Source organism: Naasia lichenicola (assembly GCF_004801885.1).
Lineage (GTDB): Bacteria > Actinomycetota > Actinomycetes > Actinomycetales > Microbacteriaceae > Naasia > Naasia lichenicola.
In genome coordinates this window covers 36447-56518 of the sequence record NZ_SSSM01000003.1, presented here as the reverse complement: position 1 = coordinate 56518, position 20072 = coordinate 36447, and the positions used below count along the sequence as shown (strand labels likewise).

General features: G+C 65.5%; 18 protein-coding genes and 1 tRNA gene. 5 read left to right on the top strand and 14 right to left on the bottom strand.

The window, feature by feature from the left end:
• Positions 1-471: 471 nt before the first annotated feature.
• The 10 genes from E6C64_RS05445 to E6C64_RS05400 form a co-directional block, all read right to left on the bottom strand.
• Positions 472-1518, bottom strand: coding sequence for an ABC transporter permease (locus tag E6C64_RS05445; protein ID WP_136426641.1), 1047 nt, complete (start codon positions 1516-1518; stop codon positions 472-474).
• A 32-nt stretch (positions 1519-1550) separates the two neighbouring features.
• Entirely contained in the window at positions 1551-3128 is a 1578-nt protein-coding gene (locus E6C64_RS05440; RefSeq protein WP_158437747.1) for a sugar ABC transporter ATP-binding protein, read from the bottom strand.
• 52 nt (positions 3129-3180) lie between these two features.
• Entirely contained in the window at positions 3181-4335 is a 1155-nt protein-coding gene (locus E6C64_RS05435; protein ID WP_158437746.1) for a sugar ABC transporter substrate-binding protein, read from the bottom strand.
• Between the two features lie 90 nt (positions 4336-4425).
• Positions 4426-5331, bottom strand: coding sequence for an SDR family oxidoreductase (locus E6C64_RS05430; RefSeq protein ID WP_136426638.1), 906 nt, complete (start codon positions 5329-5331; stop codon positions 4426-4428).
• Entirely contained in the window at positions 5328-6191 is an 864-nt protein-coding gene (locus E6C64_RS05425) for a fumarylacetoacetate hydrolase family protein (protein WP_136426637.1), read from the bottom strand. The genes E6C64_RS05430 and E6C64_RS05425 overlap by 4 nt, the downstream gene beginning before the upstream one ends.
• Positions 6188-7123 (bottom strand): VOC family protein, encoded by a 936-nt coding sequence (locus tag E6C64_RS05420; protein ID WP_136426636.1) that lies wholly within the window; start codon positions 7121-7123, stop codon positions 6188-6190. The genes E6C64_RS05425 and E6C64_RS05420 overlap by 4 nt, the downstream gene beginning before the upstream one ends.
• A complete protein-coding gene (locus E6C64_RS05415; protein ID WP_199240966.1) occupies positions 7123-8775 on the bottom strand; it encodes a bifunctional 3-(3-hydroxy-phenyl)propionate/3-hydroxycinnamic acid hydroxylase in 1653 nt (550 codons plus the stop codon). The genes E6C64_RS05420 and E6C64_RS05415 overlap by 1 nt, the downstream gene beginning before the upstream one ends.
• 155 nt (positions 8776-8930) lie before the next feature.
• Positions 8931-9731 (bottom strand): IclR family transcriptional regulator, encoded by an 801-nt coding sequence (locus E6C64_RS05410; protein ID WP_136426635.1) that lies wholly within the window; start codon positions 9729-9731, stop codon positions 8931-8933.
• Between the two features lie 41 nt (positions 9732-9772).
• The gene (locus E6C64_RS05405) at positions 9773-10735 is read right to left on the bottom strand and encodes an amidohydrolase family protein (RefSeq protein ID WP_136426634.1); all 963 of its coding nucleotides are present in this window, start codon (positions 10733-10735) and stop codon (positions 9773-9775) included.
• Positions 10736-10777: 42 nt separating this feature from the next.
• A complete protein-coding gene (locus E6C64_RS05400) occupies positions 10778-11743 on the bottom strand; it encodes an MBL fold metallo-hydrolase (protein ID WP_136426633.1) in 966 nt (321 codons plus the stop codon).
• A gap of 150 nt (positions 11744-11893) precedes the next feature.
• Between E6C64_RS05400 and E6C64_RS05395 the strand changes: the two genes are divergently transcribed.
• From E6C64_RS05395 to E6C64_RS05385, 3 genes are read left to right on the top strand one after another with little or no spacing between them, the layout of a single operon-like run.
• A complete protein-coding gene (locus E6C64_RS05395) occupies positions 11894-13000 on the top strand; it encodes an NAD(P)-dependent alcohol dehydrogenase (RefSeq protein ID WP_136426632.1) in 1107 nt (368 codons plus the stop codon).
• A 14-nt stretch (positions 13001-13014) separates the two neighbouring features.
• Complete coding sequence (locus E6C64_RS05390; protein ID WP_158437745.1) at positions 13015-14484, top strand: aldehyde dehydrogenase family protein; 1470 nt, start codon at positions 13015-13017, stop codon at positions 14482-14484.
• The gene (locus tag E6C64_RS05385) at positions 14484-15599 is read left to right on the top strand and encodes an NAD(P)-dependent alcohol dehydrogenase (RefSeq protein WP_136426630.1); all 1116 of its coding nucleotides are present in this window, start codon (positions 14484-14486) and stop codon (positions 15597-15599) included. Before E6C64_RS05390 ends, E6C64_RS05385 begins: the two co-directional genes overlap by 1 nt.
• 187 nt (positions 15600-15786) lie before the next feature.
• Here the strand turns inward: E6C64_RS05385 and E6C64_RS05380 are convergent.
• Together E6C64_RS05380 and E6C64_RS05375 are read right to left on the bottom strand one after the other, a co-directional pair.
• A tRNA-Arg gene (locus tag E6C64_RS05380) sits at positions 15787-15861 on the bottom strand.
• A gap of 61 nt (positions 15862-15922) precedes the next feature.
• Positions 15923-16864 (bottom strand): alpha/beta hydrolase, encoded by a 942-nt coding sequence (locus tag E6C64_RS05375; RefSeq protein ID WP_136426629.1) that lies wholly within the window; start codon positions 16862-16864, stop codon positions 15923-15925.
• Positions 16865-16984: 120 nt separating this feature from the next.
• Here E6C64_RS05375 and E6C64_RS05370 point away from each other — a divergent pair, with 120 nt between their 5' ends.
• Entirely contained in the window at positions 16985-17665 is a 681-nt protein-coding gene (locus E6C64_RS05370; protein ID WP_136426628.1) for a pyridoxine/pyridoxamine 5'-phosphate oxidase, read from the top strand.
• A gap of 71 nt (positions 17666-17736) precedes the next feature.
• On the opposite strand, the gene E6C64_RS05365 is transcribed toward E6C64_RS05370, so the two are convergent.
• Entirely contained in the window at positions 17737-18387 is a 651-nt protein-coding gene (locus E6C64_RS05365; protein WP_233255488.1) for an NADPH-dependent F420 reductase, read from the bottom strand.
• A gap of 91 nt (positions 18388-18478) precedes the next feature.
• On the opposite strand from E6C64_RS05365, the gene E6C64_RS05360 reads away from it, so the two are divergent.
• Entirely contained in the window at positions 18479-19279 is an 801-nt protein-coding gene (locus E6C64_RS05360) for a transglutaminase-like domain-containing protein (protein WP_136426627.1), read from the top strand.
• Positions 19280-19332: 53 nt separating this feature from the next.
• On the opposite strand, the gene E6C64_RS05355 is transcribed toward E6C64_RS05360, so the two are convergent.
• A complete protein-coding gene (locus E6C64_RS05355) occupies positions 19333-19944 on the bottom strand; it encodes an iron ABC transporter ATP-binding protein (protein ID WP_136426626.1) in 612 nt (203 codons plus the stop codon).
• Between the last annotated feature and the right edge of the window lie 128 nt (positions 19945-20072).

Below are 20072 nucleotides of genomic sequence, written 5' to 3'. Positions count from 1 at the left end.
TCCGGCGGTGCGATCCGATCAGCCTGTCGGGGAGTCGATTGTGCACGGTATGCGCACTGCGACTGGACTGAGCGCGTCCTCTCGAAGAATTGTTCCCGAATCACAAGGCGCTCATCAGGGATTCGTTTGGTGCCCCCAGCAAGATTCGAACTTGCGCCCCTGCCTCCCGAGGGCGTTGCAGGGGTCATTAGGGGCGCATGTTCCATCCCAACTTCCCCGGAATTCCGGGCTTCTTCATTATCTTTTGGAGACGCTCGATCACGAAGACTTGCTGCAGTTGTTGCCATTTCGTTGCCACGGGCGCTGAGTGAAACGCCTGATCGAAGGGTCTTGCTCACCAGCCTCGCAAAGAGAGGTAGGGCTCCGACTGGACAGACCACCACATCGCTTGTCTACTCGTGCTTCGAGATCAAGGTATTTGGAGGCCCATACTCCATGCGATACGCACTCGGATGACATGCTCCAAGCGCGTTAGCGGCGGATGATGCGCTTCCTAGCGATCGTCGAGACGGTCACGGCAACGACCAGCGCGGCTCCATAGAACACGTTGCTCACCCAGCTGGAGAATCCAAGTAGCTGGAGCCCGACGATGCCGGTCACGAGGAAGTAGATAGTGACGAGTGTGCCGATCGGGTTGAACGTGCCTGGTCGCACGACGGCGGTTCCGAGGAAGGTGGCCGCCAGAGCCGGCAGCAGATAGGCGCTGGAGGTGCTCGAATCGAAGCCTCCGACGCTCACGGAGAGGAGCACGCCGGCAACTCCGCAGCTGAGGCCCGAGAAGACATAAGAGCCGAATCGGATCCGCTGTACACGGATGCCGCTCAGCCGGGCCACCTCACGATTGGCGCCGACGAAGCGCATGTGTCGGCCCAGTGGGGTGAAGGCGAGGACTATCGCGAAGATGACGGCGATCACGATGCCGTAGTAGAAGGCGAGCGGGAGTCCTGCGACGTTGTAGACGGCGAGGTTGGAGAGCTGCAGGCTGAGGCCGGTCACGGCTACCAGGTTGGAGATCGCCTGCGCTATGCCAAGTAGTAGGACGCTCATGCCGAGAGTGGTGACGATCGGATCGATTCCGAGAATCACGATGATGAACCCGTTGGCCGCACCCGCGAGCACGCCGACGACGAGTGCGATGAGCAGTGCCGCCCACTCAGGCACACCGACGTTGATTGCCATGACGGGGAGGACGGTCGCTGAGAGCCCCATGATCGATGCGATAGAGAGATCGAACTCGCCGACGGCGAAAGTCGCGACCGCGGCCATTGCGAGGAACACCAGCGTGGACTGGGATCCGAAGATCGTCTGAACCGTACCGAAGGTGAGGAAGGTCTTTGGTGCTGCGAACGAGAAGAACACAGCCATGAGGAACCAGACCAGGACGATGCCGTAGCGCGACAGCAGTCGTTTGCGAAGAGCGACGAGGGCTGAGTCGCGGGCTGGAGAATTCGGGGATTGAGACGGCGAGGTCGCTGTCGTCGACGGGTCGATCTTCGTTGAGGACACGTTGGTGGTCATTGACTTCTCTTCTGTCGGAGTGGTGAAGGCCGTCATTCGACGGCAGAGAGGATTCCATCGGGAGCGAAGGGCGCGTGCAGCTCGCGGACGATTCGACCGGCCTCGAAGACGAGGATGCGATCGCAGATCAGCGAGAGATCCTGCGCCTCGATGGAGGCGAGCAATACGGCCGCCCCACCGCGGGCGGCTGCGGCGATGGCGTGCAGGATGTCGGCGCGCGCCCCGACGTCGACGGCTTGGGTCGGCTCGTGGAGCACCAGCAGTTGCGGCTCGTGGAGCAGCCATTTGGCCAGGAGGATCTTCTGCTGGTTGCCGCCGCTGTACGACGTGACGAGCTGCTCGGGGTCCGGGGGAGTGATGCGAAGCATCTCGACGGCGCGCTCGAATTCGGCGCGCTGCCAGGAGCTGCGGAGCGGACCGCGGCCGGAGCGCTTGGTGATCCGCGGCAGCGTGAGGTTGCTGACAGCATCCAGCTCGACCGCGAGCCCCTGACCTGCACGGTCCGATGGCACTAGTGCGATACCTGAGTCGAGTGCGTCAGCGACGGTGAGATCGGCGACTGACCGCGCCGATTTGCCGCGGGTGATGGTGCCAGATCGGCGTTCGGTGGAGGCGCCGGCGATGAGGTAGGGCAGCTCGTCTTGGCCTGCTTCGGTGGCTCCGGTGATTCCGACGATCTCGCCGTGCGCGATGGTCAGGCTGACCCCTCGGACGGTTGCTCCTGTGATGTCGGTGAGATTGATGGTCTCCGGGAGCGTCTCGGTCGCGCTCGCTTCAGCCGATGACTCACTCCTGTCGCGTGTGAAGCTGATGAGCTCGCGACCGAGGATCTGGCGTGAGAGCTGAGCCTCGGACATCTCTTTCGTGCTCACTCCGGCCGCCGTGACTGCTCCGTCGCGAAGCACGGTGACGCGGTCGGCGAGAGCGAGGACTTCCTCAAGACGGTGACTCACGATCGCGATCGACGTCCCACGCTTCGCGAGCCCGCGGAGGGTGTCGTAGAACTCAGGGAGGACCTCCCTGGGGAGGGACTGGGTGGATTCGTCGAGTACGAGGCATCCGCTCCCAGGAACGATGACCTGCAGTGCGCGAGCGATTGCCACCGTTGCGCGCTGTCCGATGTGGAGGGTGTCGATGAGCTGGTCGGGATCGATGTCTGCCTGCATGTCGGCCAGCGTCTCCACTGCCCGGGCGCGCTCGTACTTCCAATCGATGAATCGTCCGAATCGACGCCTTTCAAGAGAGCCCATCCGAATGTTCTCGGTGACCGAGTGCCCCGGTATGAGGCCGAGGCTCTGGTGAATGATCGTCAGGCCCCGCTGCGAGATACCGGCTGGGTTGATCGGCTGTGGCAGCTCCACACCATCGATCTCGATCTCGGCCCCGCTGTCCGGGCTGTAAAGCCCGGACAGCACCTTGATGAGGGTGGATTTTCCGCTTCCGTTCTGCCCTAGGAGTCCGTGGACCTCACCGGGCAGGATCTCCAGGGTTACGTCATCGAGCACTTTGTTGCGCCCGAACGTCTTGGAGACGTGCGCCATGCGCAGACGAGGAGCTGTGCCGGAGCTGACGTTGTCGGCCGTGATGACGTGCTGGATATCTGAGGACATCGATGTCTCCCGTTCAGCGGCGAAGGATCTCAGGTTCGGCGATTGACGGGTGTCAGCTCGCGCCCCAGAGCATCGTGTACATGGATCGGAAGTCATCGTCGGAAGACCACTCGCCGCTCTTCCATGCCGCCTCGGTGAGGTCGGCGCTGGAGATGTTGGCACTCGTGTAGGTCTTGATCGGGGTCTTGTGGCCGTCGATCGCCGGGTCGACTCCGAGCATCATGCGCAGCATGACGTCGGCCTCGTTCCAGCCGAGTGCGGCCAGGCTGTAGGTGGTGTCGGCGAAGCCCGAACCGTCGGCGATCCGCTTCATGCCATCGAGCTGCCCGAGCATGCTCACGACCTTGATCGAAGACGACTTGTTGAGCTGGCGGATCGCCTGCACGACCGGGGCCGCGAACGAATCGAACTCGACCTGGACGTAGGAGATAGCCGGATCCTTGACGAGGGCCGCGCTCACCTGGGAGGACAGGTTGGACAGCGTGGTGCTGCCGACCTCGACCGAGGAGACCACGCAGTCTGGGCAGTCCGATGCGTACTGCGCGGTGATCGACTCGTAGACGCTCGTCGTGACGCTCGAATCGGTGACGCCGATGACGAGAACGTGCGCCGCCTTCTTCGAGTCCGCGATGATCAGGTCGGTGTTGACCTTCGCCTGCACGGTGAAGTTCGCGGGCAGAGCCGCGGCGAGGTCTCCCCACTCGGTCGGAGTAGTCGCATCCTTCGTGTTGACGAAGAGCACGGGGACGCCGGCGGTCACGGCTGCGCCGAAGGACTGCTGCGCGAACTCGGGGGGGATGGAGGTGGCGATGATTCCCGCCGCGCCCGCGGAGACGGCCTGAGTTGTGCACTTGGCAACCGACGCCGGGTTTGCCTCACCGTCGCACAGCTGGAGCTTCACCCCTGCTGCGGCGAATGCCTCGGTTGCGGCCGCCTGCTCGATGCTGAACACAGGCGCCTGTGAGGTGATGGGGATCCAGTAGACGGTGGCTCCCGCCAGAGTGCTGACATCGATTGCCGGACCGGGGGCTGGGACGGTCTCGTAGCCGGCGGGTTGTGCGATTTCGGCTGCGGCCGTTCCATCGGCAGTTGAGCCGGGTGCAGCCTCTCCTGCGGCCGAACATCCGGCCAGTGTGGTGGCGATGGCCGCAACCGCGGCCATCGTGGTGATCGCGCGGCGTGCGCGCCTCGTCATGGGGTGGGGCATCGATCGATCCATGAGATCGAACTCCGATCTCCGCTTCATCGCGGGCTGTAAGGGTGGATGTGAGGGTGGTGCGGTCCGCGGTTGCGGAGATCAGAGAGACGCCGCGGGCTCCGCTGTGGGGACGTTGAGGTCCGAGAGGTGGATCCGTTCGAGGAACTGCCTGTGGTTGTCATCAGCGACCGCCGATACGGCCTCTGACCCGTCATCGAGCGGGTCGACGTGCACCCGGAATGGGCGGCTGCCGCTCGGCGCATTCACGATGGCGACGACCGCATCTGCCACGAGCTGGACGTCGGCCCATTCCGGGGTCTCTGCAGCGAGGGTCGCTCCGACCTGCTCGGACATCCCGCTGTAGAGCGTGTCGTAGGCCGCGATGCGCTGGGAATCAGCTGGCCCGGTGGCGCTGGCGAAATGGTCGGTTCCGCTCGGGAACGCTCCGGGGACCAGGATGGAAGTCTCAACGCCCCATCGCAGGAGTTCGGCCGCATAGCTGACCGCGATGGAGTCCATCGCGGCTTTGGCGGCGAAGTACGGTCCGAGGAACGGGGGAGTTCCGCCCTTCACGCTGGAGCTGGAGACCCAGAGCACCAAGCCGGAATGCTGGCCTCTCAGGACGGGGAGGGCTGAGCGGTTGAGGCGCTGGGACCCCAGCACGTTCGTATCGAAGACCGACATGACCTCTTCGGCCGTGAAGGCCTCGGCCGGCCCGAGTGTCATGTGGCCCGCGTTGTGCATGACGACGTCGATGCGGTCCTGCTCCGTAAGGACGAGGGCGATCGCTCGATCGGTGGACTCTTGCGAGAGCACATCGAGCTCGAGCGGTCGCAGGTCGAGGGCCGATTCTTCGGCGTCCGCTCTGAGGCGTTGGACCCGTCCGGCATTGCGTCCGCCGATGTCCCGAAGGCCGGCGTAGACGGTGTGGCCCGCTCGTGCCAGGGATCGGGCGGAGAGCGCTCCGATGCCTGAACCGGCGCCGCTGATCACGATGACGCTCACGCGTTCACCTCTGCGATGACGGGTGGTTGGTGGGCACCGATCTCGGCGGTCACGGTCGAGTTGATTCGTCCGACGCCCTCGATTTCGACGCTCACCAGGTCACCGTCGCGGAGGAAGACCTGCGGGTCGCGGTGGAATCCGACCCCGCCTGGGGTTCCGGTCAATATGACGTCGCCCGGTTGGAGTTCGGTGAACTCGGAGATGGTGGCGATCAACCGAGGGATCGAGAAGATGAGCTTCGAGAGATCGGAATCCTGCATGGTCGAGCCGTTGAGCACCGTGCGAATGCGTGCGGTCGAGAGGTCCACGCTGTCGGGGGTGACGATGTCGGGACCGAGCGGGGTGGTTCCATCCCATGCTTTGCCCTGCAGCCACTGGTGCGTTTTGTACTGGTAGTCCCGCACGGTGACATCGTTCGCCACCGTGTAGCCGAGGACATGGTCCATGGCGGAGCTCTCGGGAATGCGACGTCCAGCCCGCCCGATCACGACTGCGAGCTCGCCCTCGTAATCGACCTGGTCGGACTCAGCCGGCAGCGAGATGGGGGCGTCTGCGGCGATCAGACTGGACGCGTATTTCGGGAAAAGGACCGGATAGCTGGGGAGGTCGCGCTTCGTCTCATCGACATGCGATAGGTAGTTCAGACCTACACAGAAGATCTTCGTCGGGTTCGGTACTGCCGGCCGGAGGATCACCCGGCTGATTGGTACGGCCGCCTGAACCTTGCGCACCGCTGAACGGAGCAGTTCCGCCGGAGTGGCTGCGCCGATCTCCGAGAGTCCCTGGAGCGGGATCACCACTGCGTCGCGCAGTTCGCCGACGCCGGGTGCTCCGTCGAGGAAGTAGCTGACGAGCCTCATGATTGCACACCGCTCACGCGACGCCAGTTGGGGAGCTGGCCGCCCCAGAGGTTGACGCTCTGCGGAATGGGGTTCCATCGGCGAGCGACGTAGGTGACGCGATCGTCGTAGAACTTCTCCATCTCAGCGCTGAGCTCGATGTGATTGCCTGCGGGATCGTCGAAGAAGACGAAGAGATTGTTTCCCGGCCCGTGCCGCCCCGGGCCCCAGGCGACGTCGACATCCTGTTCGGTGAGCTTGTCGCACCACGACTTGAAGTCCTCCCATTCGGCCAGGTCGAAGGAGTAGTGATCGACGTTGCCGCGGGCGCCGACGTTGACGATGGCGAGCGTGTGGTGATCCTTATTGCTGCGCATCCATGCGAAACGGCCGTCCTCCAGCTGGTCCGAGATCCGGAATCCGATGACGCCGGTGAACCAATCGGTCATGGGAGCGACATCGACGGTGCCGAGAGTGATGTGCTGGTACTTGACTGGGCGGCGGCCCGGGTCTCCGGCGCCCTCGCCCTGTCGCCAGACTGCGGAGTGGAACTGCACGGTGTTGCCGTCGGGGTCCGTTGTCTCGATGCTCTCGACATCCCCGATGGAGGCATCGAGCAGCGCCGGATCGACCTCCGTGACGGGCGCGCCTGCCTGCTCGAGGCGGCTCCGGATGCCAGCCATGCCGCCGGCGTCACGAACCTCGAAGGCGTAATAGGCCAGCGACCGCTCACCCGGCAGCAGGTCGAGGACGTGATGACCGGTGCCCCAGCCCATCTGGAGGCCGCCGTCTGCAAGCTCGCGCTGCACGACGAGTCCGAGGACGCGTCCGTAGAAATCGGCGGTCGCCTGCACCTCAGGCACTCTCAAGCCGATATGGGACACGGCAGTGTCGCGCAGCGTTCCGGCTGCAGCTGTCTGTTCGAGGATTACACGCTCGGGCTTCACTGACATCAGCTCCTTGTAGAGGTGACGACATCGACATCGTCACGGGCATCGGGGGTGGACGGGAACGCGAACGCCGGCGTGAACCAGGGCGCAACATCGGCGACGAGCGCGGCAATAGTCGGAGGAGTACAAACCGCTGCGATCACGCGATCTGGACGCAGCAGGACGAATCGGCCGCTGAAGCGTCGGAACTCGCGCTCCAGTCGACCGTCGAGATCGATGGCGACCCGGATCCCTGGCTCCACGCGGGGAAGATGATCACTGGTCGGAACATGGACGCGACGTGCAGACGCGAGCAACGCCAGCGCGTTTCCGTCCGCCCATTCGTCGGGCGTGACATCAACACCGATCAGTGCCCATCCGCGCCCGATGACGTCGTCGAGCATTCTCGGAAGACGGGCCTCGGTGTCGAAGGCACGCGGTTGGGAGATCACTGTGCCCACGGCCCCGTGCTGCGGGTGAGGTGCAACGAGGCCGGCCTGAAAGGCGAGTGTGGGCCTGTAGCGCATCTCCTCGAGGTACTTGCGGCCGGTGGCGGTGTCGAGTGCTGCTCGGATCGTCTCGTCCCGCCACTGTGCCATTCGAGTCGAGGTCGTCATGACAACCCGTCCCAGGCGCTGGCTCAGCTTTACGGTCGCGCGCACATGCGGTCCCCGTTCGGACTCGTAGCTGTCGAGAACTTCGGGGGACAGCTCGCCGCGAATGCTCCCGGCCAGCTTCCAGCTGAGATTCATGACGTCGCGAATACCGGAGTTGAGGCCTTGCCCGGCGAAGGGCGGCATCATATGGGCGGCGTCGCCCGCGAGGAAGATGCGGCCACTTCTCCATGAGTCGGCCACCAGCGAGTGGAATCGGTAGTTGACTGCTCGCTCGATCTGCTCGGGTTCCAGCTTTCGATATGGCCGCACCAGTCGGCGGATAAGTTCGAAGTCGGGCTCGGAGCCGGGGATGCCTTCGCCGTCATGGAGGAGGAACTCGTAGCGACAACGGCCGTCGAGCCCCGGCACGATGACGTGGGGTCGGGCAGGGTCGCCGTGATGCATGCCGAAGCGCTCGTCGTGGTGGTCGCCCAGCGTGTCGACGACGAGCCACGTCTCGGCGTGGCTGCGGCCAGACATCGTGATTCCCGATAGCTCGCGCACCGTGGAGCGTCCGCCGTCGGCACCGACGATGTGCCGTGTCCGGAATTCGCGAGGGCCTGTTGCCGACGACACGGTCGCCGTTGCGCTCAGGTCATCCTGGGCGATGGCGACTACGGGCGATCCGGTGTGGAAAGCGATGCGCGGCTTCGTTGCGATGACATCTCGAAGGAGTCGTTCGAGGTCGGGCTGCGCGAACGGGTTCTTGAACGGATGTCCCAGCCGATACGGCTCAGGTCCGCGGGCGTGGAATAGAGGGGCGCCATCCGCTCCGTAGTACTGGGTACCGGTGCCCGGAACGATGATCGAGAGCACGCGGTCGGCGATGCCGGCGAACTGGAATGCGCGCAGAGATTCGTCGTCAAGGCTGATCGCCTTCGGCTCCGAGCTCGGTGTAGCCGACCTCTCGATGAGCACGACGTCCAAACCGAGGGATTCGAGCAGCAACGCGGCGGTCATACCGACAGGCCCCGCGCCGACGACGGTGACGTCGCTGTCCGCTGCCATGTCGTCGTCCACGTTGACTCTTCCGTTCTCGGCATCGGTGCCGCTCGCTCTGGAATCAGCATATCTCATTTGCCAGGAATTGCATCCTGCAAAATAGGACACGCTGCCGGGCATCGAAAAACCCGGCTCGGCGTGCGCCGAACCGGGTCTGAGCGCGCTGCGCTGACTTACTGCGTGGTCAGGCTGAGGTTGGTCGAAATGCGCTCGGCGGCCGCGACAACCTGTGCAACGAGCGTGCCTTCCAGCTCCTCGGGTGCCCTGCGGTTCGTAGCGACCAGGCTGATTCCAGCGACCACTCGTCCACGGTCATCGCGAATCGGAGCGGCGATGCCGATCGCATCGGCGTCGAGCTCGCCCCGGGTAACCGAATACCCATCGCGGCGGACCTTGGTGAGGAGCTCGGCGATCTTTGCCGGGTCGGTGACGGTCGCCTGCGTGAAGGAGGGGAGCGGCTCGGCTGTCAGCAGCGCTTCGACAGCGCGAGGGTCATCCCAAGCCAGCAGAACCCACGCCGATGCTCCCGCGTTCAGCGAAAGCACGCTTCCACGTTCATATGACACGCGAAGACGGGCGTCGGGCGGATCGGACTTCTCCAGGCATACGGTTCGTGTCCCCGAGCGTCGCGTGAGCAGGGCTGTCTCTCCGGTGGAGAGGCTGAGCTCCTCGAGTTCGGGAAGGGCGATGGAGGAGAGTCCGTACGAGGCGCGGGCTAGCCGGGCCAGTTCGAAGACCTTGAGCCCAAGTCGGAACCCGCCTTGGGGATCCTCTTCGACGTATCCCGCGCCGCTGAGCGTGACGAGGTAGCGATAAGCAGTCGAGCGCGCGACTGACAGCTCGGACGCGACGTCGATCGCCGAAAGCCGGAGCCGATTCGGCTGAAAGAGTCCCAGGACGTCGAGCGCGCGATCCGCCGTGCTGTTGCGCTCGCGGTAGGAGCTCGGACTGGTGACCTCGGAGTCATCGGACACCGGCCCAGCCTACGCTCGCCGCACGGGCCGCGAGCGGCGAGTCATGCGAGCTGCGAGGCGAGACGTGGGAACAGCGCGCGGCTGTTCGTTGTGTCGATCGCGAGGCGCAGTCCGGCACTGAGTGACGCTGCGGAGTCGAGACGCGAGCGCAGAGCCACGCACGCATCAGCTGGAGTGAACGGGAAGTCACTGCCGTAGTGGATCCGTTCGTGATCAGCCACCGAGAGAAGCGCCGAAAGCAGCTCGTCGACCGGAGCGCCTGCCAGATCGAAATGCAGTCTCGCAAGCGCCGCGCGCACGCTCGGTGGCGTCTCGCCGCCCGGCGGCGTGAGCAGGGGAAGCAGCAACTCGATCCTGTTGGCGAGCACGGAGAGTGCGGCTCCGGCGTGCGGGACGATGAACGACGCGCCATCGGCTCGATCGAGCGCGCCCGACAGGATGAGGTTCGTCACCGAGCGGGTGGTCTCGAACATGAACTCGAGCATCGGGCGCGGATAGCCCAATGCGAGATGCTCACCACCGTGTGCTGTTGTCGGATGGATGAACACTGCAGAGCCGCGTCGTGCGATCTCCGCATACACGGGTTCGAGACGTTCGTCGCCGAGATACATCCCGTGGTGGTTTGTCTCGATCGTTATGCCGTCCGCCCCGAGCACGTCGAGGGAGTAGCGCAACTCGTCGAGGGCGGCGTCCACATCGGGAAGCGGCAGGCTCGCGAAGAACCCAAAGCGCTCGGGCTGACGAGCGACGATGCGGTGGGCCTCCTCGTTGACGGCTCGAGCCAGCGTGGCCGCCTTGAGATCATCACCGAAATGGACTCCCGGTGATGAGATCGACAGCATCGAGGTGCGCACGCCCAGCCGGTCCATCGTGTCGAGGTGGAGCTCTTCGCTCCATTCGGGCACCGCGGCGATGCCATCGGGGTGCTCGTGTCCGCCGGCGAGCAGTGCTTCGCGGTAGAAGTCGGGCACGAAGTGGGCGTGTATGTCGATGCGATCGTTCATTGCGAATCCTTCGAGTCGTGGGATGGCGGGTGGATTGCCGTGTCAGCTCGCGATCGCGGCCGCTATGGCTGCAGCTGGCGCGATGTGGGTCTCGGTCGGCAACCACGCGTATCCGCTTCCGTCCTTCCGCAGGTGACCAAGGCCGGGGAACGGGAAGTGGTACGCGAACACGGCGTACCGGTTGGAGTCGACGAAGTCATAGAGGCGCCAACGCTGGGCTGTGGCGGCCTCCTTCTCGTAATCGAACTGGAAGCTCCACTCCGGGCGCTGCAGGAGCAGTACGTAGTGGTGGCAGAGGTCGCCCCAGCAGACCATCGTCTCGCCCTGATCCTCGATGAGATAGACCAGGTGGCCGGGGCTGTGCCCTGGCGTTGCCATCGCCCGTACGCCAGGGGTGACGGTCTCGCCGTCCTCCACGAACCGCAGCCTGCCTTGCTCGTAGTACGGCGTCAGGTTCTTGTGCGCGCCGATGAAGTGATCCTTCATATGCTGGCTGGGGGCTGTGCCGACATGGCCGAGGTCGGTCCAGTAGTCGAAGTCCTCGCGGCTGACGATGATCGTCGCATTCGGGTAGAAGGGGGTTCCGTCGGCATCGACGAGCCCCCAGACATGATCCGGGTGCGTGTGAGTGATAGCGACGAAGTCGATGTCAGAAGGGTCGATCCCGGCGGCGCGCAGATGGGGGATTGCGTGCCCTGTGCCTGGGCCGAAGAAGCCCCTGCCGAGGGAGGGGTCGACGCCGACGCCTGAGTCGAAGAGGACGAGAGCCTGCCCGGTATCCACTACGAGCAGATTCTCGTTGAGCCGCACCTTCTCGGGGTCGAGGTAGTTGCGGACGAGGAGGGCGTCGACCTCCGCGCGATCAGCTGTGGGGAAGTTGACGTACGCAGGACCCATTTCGAGGATGCCATCGCTGATCACGGTGCACGCGAAAGTGCCGTGCTTGAAGCGAGCGACCGGAGTGGGTGCGGCTGGCGCCGCCGGACGGGAAGTACTGGCCTCATTCATGACGTCTCCATCGACTTGGCCCGCGCGAGTAGTCTGCGAGCAACTGCCATCTAGTCTATGTAGCGAATGTCAGGAATCCAACCCTGTCATGCAGGACATTGATGCCCTAGGGTGAATCCAGCGCGAAGACGCGCTCGAAAGGATCACCCAATGACAATCGCCGCGATCACGTGGAGCGAGGACGAGGACTTCGTCCTCGAAGAGGTGCAGCTCGACGAACCCCGTGCCGATGAGCTCCGTGTGCGAATGATCGCGGTGGGTGTCTGTCACACAGATCTCAGCGTCGCCCACGGCGTCACGCCATTCCCGTTGCCAGGAGTGCTCGGCCATGAGGGTGCCGGCATCGTGGAAGCGATCGGTCCGAATGTGCGACGGGCGTCGGTCGGGGATCGAGTCCTGTTGAGCTTCACCTCATGTGGAACGTGCCGGAACTGTGAGGGAGGTCATCCGGGGCTCTGCGTGCAGCACCTGAGCCTCAATCTGCTGGGCGGAACTCGAGCTGACGGATCCGCGACGATGAGCGCATCGGGTCGGCCGGTGAATGCTCACTTCTTCGGGCAGTCTTCGTTCGCGCATACAGCCATCGTCGACGAGCGCAGCGTCGTGCGGCTCGACCCGGAGACGACCGACGAGGACATGATCGTCCTCGCTCCTCTTGGCTGCGGCCTGCAGACCGGTGCTGGCGCAGTGCTGAACGTGCTGCGTCCGCGTGCCGGGTCAACGCTCCTCGTACTCGGTGCGGGCGCTGTCGGGATGGCCGCGGTGATGGCGGGAGCGATGACGGCCGCGAGCCGCATCATCGTCGTCGACCGGGTCGCAGCACGACTCCAGCTTGCACTCGAGCTGGGCGCCACGGACGTCATCGATGCGACCAACACAGCGCTCACCGACGCCCTAGCTGCACTGATCGGAGACGTTGGGGTGGACTACGCAGTCGAGAGCACCGGCAACGTGGGTGTTCTCGAGGACGCCATCACCGCACTCGCCGTCGGCGGAGTGTGCGCCGTGATCGGAGCGCCGCGAGCGGGATCCCGAGCATCGTTCGATGTGCCGCGGCTCCTGCCCGGGCGTTCGATCATCGGCATCACCCTGGGCGATTCCGAGCCTCAGAGCTTCGTTCCATTCCTCATCGATGCGTGGCGGCACGGCCGATTCCCCATCGATCGGCTCGAACGCAGATACCCGTTCGAGGACATCAATCTCGCCGCGGCGGACGCAGCATCCGGCGCGACCATCAAACCGGTACTGACCTTCTGAATCGAGGAACAGACGTGAGCACAACCACCCAGCTCTTCATCGACGGCGAGTTCCAAAATGCGACAGACGCTCGAACGACGCCGAGCATCTCTCCCGTCTCAGGAGAGCAGATCGCACGTGTCGCCGCAGCCGGCCCTCAAGACGTCGATCGCGCCGTCGCGGCGGCGCGGCGCGCCTTCACCGACTGGAGCCGGCGATCGTTCCAGGAGCGCCGAATGGTGCTCCTCGGGGCGGCGGACGGACTCGAATCTGACATTGATCGGATCGCGTCCAAGATGGCGCTCGAGACGGGCGGGACCCGCGGCTGGGCTGCGATGAACGTCGAAGAAGCCGCCGCGACTCTTCGCGAGGCTGCTGGGCTGACGAGCAGCGCGATCGGCGAGGTGCTGCCCTCGCATGAGCCGGGATCCACGAACCTCAGCCTCCGTGTCCCTGCCGGGGTCGTGCTCGCCATCGTCCCCTGGAACGCACCGCTCGTGCTCGCTGCACGATCCGTCGCCATCGCTCTTGCGGCCGGCAATACGGTCGTCATCCGACCCAGTGAGCTCTCGCCGACGCTCGCCGGTCACGTCCTGGCAGCCGCGCTGACCAGCGCAGGAGCGCCCGCGGGAGTCGTGAACGTGATCACGTCCGCGCCCGGGGAGGGGCGGGAAGTGATCGGCCAGCTCATCGCTCACCCTCATGTGCGTCGGGTGGTGTTCATCGGCTCGACTCCGGTGGGACGCCAGATAGCCCAGGTGGCCGGCTTCAACCTCACCCCGGCCGTCATGGAGCTGGGAGGCAAGAATCCCACCGTCGTCCTTGACGACGCCGACGTCGAATCGACCGCGAGAGGACTTGTTGTCGGCGCCTTCGCCAATACCGGGCAGGTGTGCATGGCGACGGATCGAATCATCGCCACACCGCGCATCTACGATGCGCTGGCCGCAGCGGTCGTCCGGCATGTCGGCGCGATGATCGTCGGCGACCCGCGCGAGCCGACCACAGATCTGGGACCCCTGATCAACATCGCGGCCGCACGACACTTCAGCGAGCTCGTCAAGGACGCGCACAGGACGGGAGCTTCGCTGCTGCTCGGGGACGCTGACATCGACGGCGCGTATGCGCGACCTGTCGTGCTCGAAGGGCTCGGTCGTGAGGCCCGGCTGTTTCATGAGGAGGCCTTCGCGCCCATCGTTTCACTGCAGCGCGCGGTTGATGACGAAGACGCGATCCGCATGGCCAATGACACGGAGTTCGGCCTGATTGCAAGCGTCGTATCTGCTGACCCCGCGCATGCGCTTCACGTCGCTTCACGCGTGCGATCGGGCGCCGTCCATGTCAACGGTCCGAGTGTCGGTGACGAGCCACACGTGCCGTTCGGTGGAATAGGCCTTTCTGGCTTCGGCCGTCTTGGCGGCGTCGAGTCGCTTCGCACCTTCACCGAGCAGCGCACCGTGTACCTGCATGGCACGACGCTCGGACTTCCGCTTCTCTCCGATTGATGGCGTATGTAAGGGCGGCGGTAGTCCGGGAGCCCGGTGGCCCTTTCGCCATCGAGTCGCTTTCGATGCGCGGTCCCGAGCCAGGCGAAGTCCGAGTCCGCATCATGGCGGCTGGGATCTGTCACGCGGACCTGATTGCGAGGGACCAGATGTATCCCGTCCCGCTGCCGGCGGTGCTGGGGCATGAAGGCGCCGGAATCGTCGAGGAGTGCGGCTCCGGAGTTCAGGCCCTCGCTCCCGGTGACCACGTCGTGCTCGGATTCGCGTACTGCGGACGCTGCGCATCCTGCCTGCAAGGCTTTCCCGGCACCTGCGAACACACTGCAGCTCTGAACTTCGGCAGTGAACGGCCTGCAGCCGAGCAGCCATTGTCCGATTCGGCCGGCACCATATCGTCGTCGTTCTTCGGACAGTCGTCCTTCGCGGAATACGCGATCGTCGCGGAGCATCTCGCAGTTCGAGTTCCGCGCGACATCCCCTTCGAACTCCTCGCACCGCTTGGCTGCGGCGTGATGACGGGCGCAGGAACTGTCTTCCACGTGCTCGATCCTCGCCCTGGGTCGTCGATCGCAGTCTTCGGCGCGGGTGCCGTGGGGTGCGCCGCCATCATGGCGGCAGTGATCGCCGGATGCACGACGATCATCGCTGTCGACGTGAATCCGCGACGCCTCGAGATTGCTCGCGAGTGCGGCGCGACCGACGTCCTGCTGGCAACTGATGACGTGGCCAGCGCGATTCGAGACATCACCGGAGAGCGCGGAGTCGATGCGGGACTCGACGCGACGGGGATAGCGGCCGTGTTTCCGGTCCTCCTCCAGAGCCTCGCCGTTCGAGGACATGCCGCACTGGTCGGAGCGCCCCCGCCCGGAGATCTCGCGCACATCGACCTCAACCCGCTGTTAGGACGAGGCGTGCGCATCTCCACCGTCCTCGAAGGGGATGCCCAACCGCAGGTCTTCATCCCCGAACTGGCCCGATTGCTCGCTAGCGGGCGCTTACCCGTCGATCGCATCGTGTCGACGTTCCCGTTCGAACGGATAAATGAAGCTGTCGCGGCGGCATGCAGCGGTTCAGCGGTTAAGGCCGTGCTTCGAGTCGCCAACCGACCTGCGTAGTACTACCTGGGTTGGATGCACGACGAATCCAGCAGCGCATCCGCCCCTGCTCTTCTGGGGCAATTCAAGGCGGCGCTGATCAGGTGTTCTTCGATGGCCGGAATGTATTGCCATTCTGTTGCCGATCGATGCGATGTCATTGATCTCGGGATAGCCCCCTAAAAGCCGCATTGATCAGGGACTCGTTTGGTGCCCCCAGCAAGATTCGAACTTGCGCCCCTGCCTCCGGAGGGCAGTGCTCTATCCCCTGAGCTATGGGGGCTGAAGGGACGATCAAGGCTAGCACTGGGGCCGAGCCAGACTCTGCCAGGGACCGCGTCCCCTTAGGAGGGCTGCCAGCCGAACGTGCGGCGCTGATGGAACACGACCCGCTTGAGGGCAGGGACCGCATCCCTGGCGAAGCGCGGGAAGTTGAGGAATCCGTGGGGCATCGCCGGGTACTCCGTCAAGCTCACTTGGACGCCGGCCTGCTTGAGTGCGGCGGCGTACTGCACGCCGTCATCCCGAAGCGGGTCGTGGCTGGCGACGACGATCACCGCTGGAGGCAGCCCCGCCAGCGATGTTGCCCTGATCGGCGAGACGCGCCAGTCGGACGCGTCGCCCCCGTACAGCTCGCCGAATCGTTTCATGTCCGCCGCGGTGAGGATGACCGCCTCCGCGTTCTGCAGACGCGACGCCGACTCCTCGACTCCGGTCGCCGGATAGAGCAGCGCCTGATGGCTGACAAGCGGCGTCGAAGCGTCCCGAGCCAGGAGAGCCACCACGGCTGCGAGATTGCCACCTGCGCTCTCTCCCATCACGCCGATCTTCTGCGCATCCGCGCCCAGCTCGGCGGCGTGGTCGGCCGCCCAGACGAGACCGGCGAAGCAGTCGTCCACCGCGGCGGGAAACGGATGCTTCGGAGCCAGGCGATAGTCGACGGAGACGACGACAGCGTCGAGCTGCTTCGCGACCGTGCCGGCGATCCAGTCGCCGCCGCGGAGATCACCGAACACGAAGCCGCCGCCGTGGAAGTAGACGATGAGCGGCCGAGAGGCCCGTGAGTGATCGGGTCGGTAGATGCGGATCGGGATGCCGTTCGTGCGGCGATCCTCGGTCGATATCCCCTTGGGCCGACTGCCCATGAGGATCGAGGCCAGCAGTTCCGGTGCAGCGGCGCCGCTGCTCCGCGCGATCTGCGCGTCGGTCGCGGTCGCCACCGACGACCCCGGCAGGCGCCGCATCACGGCGCCGATTCTCTGCATGCCAGGTGCCAGTGGTTCCATCTGCGGATTCTACGGAGCGCCGCGGCGAGGCAGCTGGCGGTGGCCTGTGGCCCCGCCCTGTCGACCTGTTCGTCGAGAAACGTCGGACCCGATCGGAGGTGGCGCAACTAGGGTCGGAGCGTGGAATCGCCGACGACCTCCGACCTGCACGACCTCCTCCGTGCGGCGCGGATGCCCTCGGATGAGGCTCCCGAATTCGATGTCGAGATCGACGATCAGCCGTTCGAGGTCTACGCCCGCTGGCTGGCTCATGCCGTCGATGGGGGAGCGGCGGCACCCCACACGATCACGCTCGCGACCGTGGGCGCGGATGGTGCGCCCGATGCGCGGACCGTCCTGCTGCGTGAGGTGTGGATGCCCGAAGCCTCTGGAGAGCGCGGCGCCGTCGGATTCGCCACCTCGGCTGACAGCCCGAAGGGGCGTCAGCTCTCGATCAATCCGCACGCCGCTGCAGTCAGCTATTGGCGGGAGCAGCACCGTCAGGTGCGCATGCAGGGGATCGTCGAACGAGCCGAGCCCGACACCAGCGCCGCGGACTACAAGGATCGCGGCAACGGATTCAAGGCGGCCGCACGCGTCGGGCAGCAGAGCGATCCGCTGCCCGACGACATGACGGAGCAGCTCGAGCGAGCACGAGAGGAACTCGACTCGGACGCCGAGGAGGTGCCCGAAGACTGGACCGTCTACCGATTGATTCCGACGGTGATCGAGTTCTGGCAGGGTCAGCCGGGCCAGGCTCAACGCCGCATCCGATTCATACGGGTAGCAGGCGCCTGGGCCGGCATCGCGCTGGTTCCGTAGGAGCGGGCGGGCTTCGACGAGGGCTTCGACGCGGGCGCTTCGTGCCCGGCTCAGCCACCGGGCTCGCTGCGTCAGCGCTCGGCGGCGTCGATCAGCTTGCGCATCCCATCCGCATCCGCCGGCACGCCGTAGGCCGGAGTGTCCGGCTGGTAGCGCCAGCTGTCGGCGAGCGACCCGACGTCGACGGCGTCGTAGCCGAACTCGTCGAGCAGCGCGATGACGGTGGCCTTGGCCTCGTCGTCATCGCTGGCGACCGGCAGAGCGCGGCGACCGGGGGTCCCGACCGGCTTGGCGTCGTTGGGGATGTCGGCGAAGCCGATGTTGTTGAAGACCTTGACCACCCGCGAGGTCGGCAGGTGCTCCTGCAGCAGTGCCGACGAGGTCGTCGAGTCGCTGTCGAGCTCAGGGATCTGACCGTCGCGCCCCGGGTAGTAGTTGTTGGTGTCGATGACGATCTTGCCTTCGAGCGGCTCGACCGGCACCTCACGGAATCGCCCGAGGGGGATGGTGACGACCACGAGGTCGCCGACCTGCGCCGCATGCTCGGCGAGTGCCGCAGATGCATGGGGTCCGAGCTCGTCGACGAGCTCCTCCAATGACTCCGGGCCGCGGGAATTGCTCACCACGACGGTGTAGTCGTTGCGGACCGCGAGGCGGGCGATCGCCGATCCGATGTGCCCTGCGCCGATGAGTCCGATGTTCGTGATTCCAGGAAGGGTCATGGCATCGACTATCGCAGTCCGTCGATGGGTCGAACCTGAGCCCGGTTCGGAGCCGCAAAGCCGACCGTCCGCGCTATGGAACGATTGCGGGATGCGCCGCAACGTGACCAGCCACATCGAGCTCTACATCGCCGACCGCGCCGAGCTGGTGTTCGCGATCTCCGCAGCCAAGCCGATGCCCGGCTCGACGGTCACCGACTCGATCTCGTTCGAGCGCCGCGGCACCGAGTTCACCCCCATCGTGATGGAGGATCTGCACGGCACAGTGCTGCATCGCTTCTTCGCCGAGGCGGGGCCGCTCACCATCGACTATGCCGCCGAGGTCATCGGCCACTCCGAGCCGGTCCCGGTCGAGCCGCTCGACCTCGTCACCTACCTGCGCCCCAGCCGCTACGCCGAATCCGACTCCCTGCTCGCCACCGCGCAGGCCGAGTTCACCGGACTCAAGGGCCGTGACCTGCTCCTCGGTGTCAGCTCGTGGGTCGGCGCCCAGCTCAGCTACGTGCCGGGATCCAGCCTGCCGACCGACGGCGCGACCCAGACCCTGCTCGACCGGCAGGGGGTCTGCCGCGACTACGCGCACCTCTGCGTCGCGCTGCTCCGCGCAATGGATGTTCCCGCCCGACTCGTCTCCGTCTACGCGCCGGGACTGCAGCCGATGGACTTCCACGCCGTCGCCGAGGCCTATGTCGACGGGCAGTGGCACGTCGTCGACGCCACCGCGCTCGCCCCGCGCCAGACCCTGCTGCGCATCGCCACCGGCCGGGATGCCGCGGACACCGCATTCCTGTCGAGCCACGGCGGCAACGTCACGCTCAACTCGATGTGGGTGACGGCGGTCGTCGATGAGCTGCCGCTCGACAACATGGACCAGTTCGTCACCCTGGGCTGAGTGAGCGGGCCGCGGGTCGCGGGCCGCTCGGGCGTACCGCATCGGTGGACCGCTCAGGCGGTGAGCGCCGCCATCACGTCGTCCATCAGCATGGCCGCGTCGCCCGGCTCGAGGAACGTGGTCGAGCGCGCGTAGATCCAGTAGTCGCCCGAGAAGACGTTGGCCTCGCCCAGTCCGCTGTTGACCTCGAAGTACGCCTCGTCGCCGTAGGTCGGCACGGGTGTGCTCGAGAGGGCGAGCTCGTTCTTGAGGCCCTCGATCGCCGTGGACGAGAGATGGGCCACCGCGATCTCGATCGTTTCGTTGCTCGTCTGGTTCGACCAGCCGCAGGCGACGCCCTGCAGCGAGACGATCCTCGACGCAGTCGTGCCCGTCTCGGCCTGATAGGCCGGATTGACACCGACGTTCGGGTTGAAGGCGTACAGCTCGTCGGGCGTGATCAGCTGGTCGCAGGTCTGGACGACCGGGATCCCCGGTTCCTGCGTCGCGGTCGGCTCCGGCTCGGGAGTGGTCGACTGCGAGGGCTCGGTGACCACGACCGGCGGAGCGGTGGTCGTCTGCTGAGGCGCCGGCTGAACCGGGTTGGAAGTGCAGCCTGCCAGCGCCACCGATGCAACGGCCAGGCCCAGCACGACGACGGTCCACCGACTGGTCCTCACGGACATTCCCCACTTCTGACGCGTTGGACGGATGGCGATGGCGCGCACCCGTTCCCCTCGAACAGCAGGAGGCTACAGCCGACGGGGGACACGGAGCGTCCGACGGGCGGATGACGCGCCACATCGGAAGGATG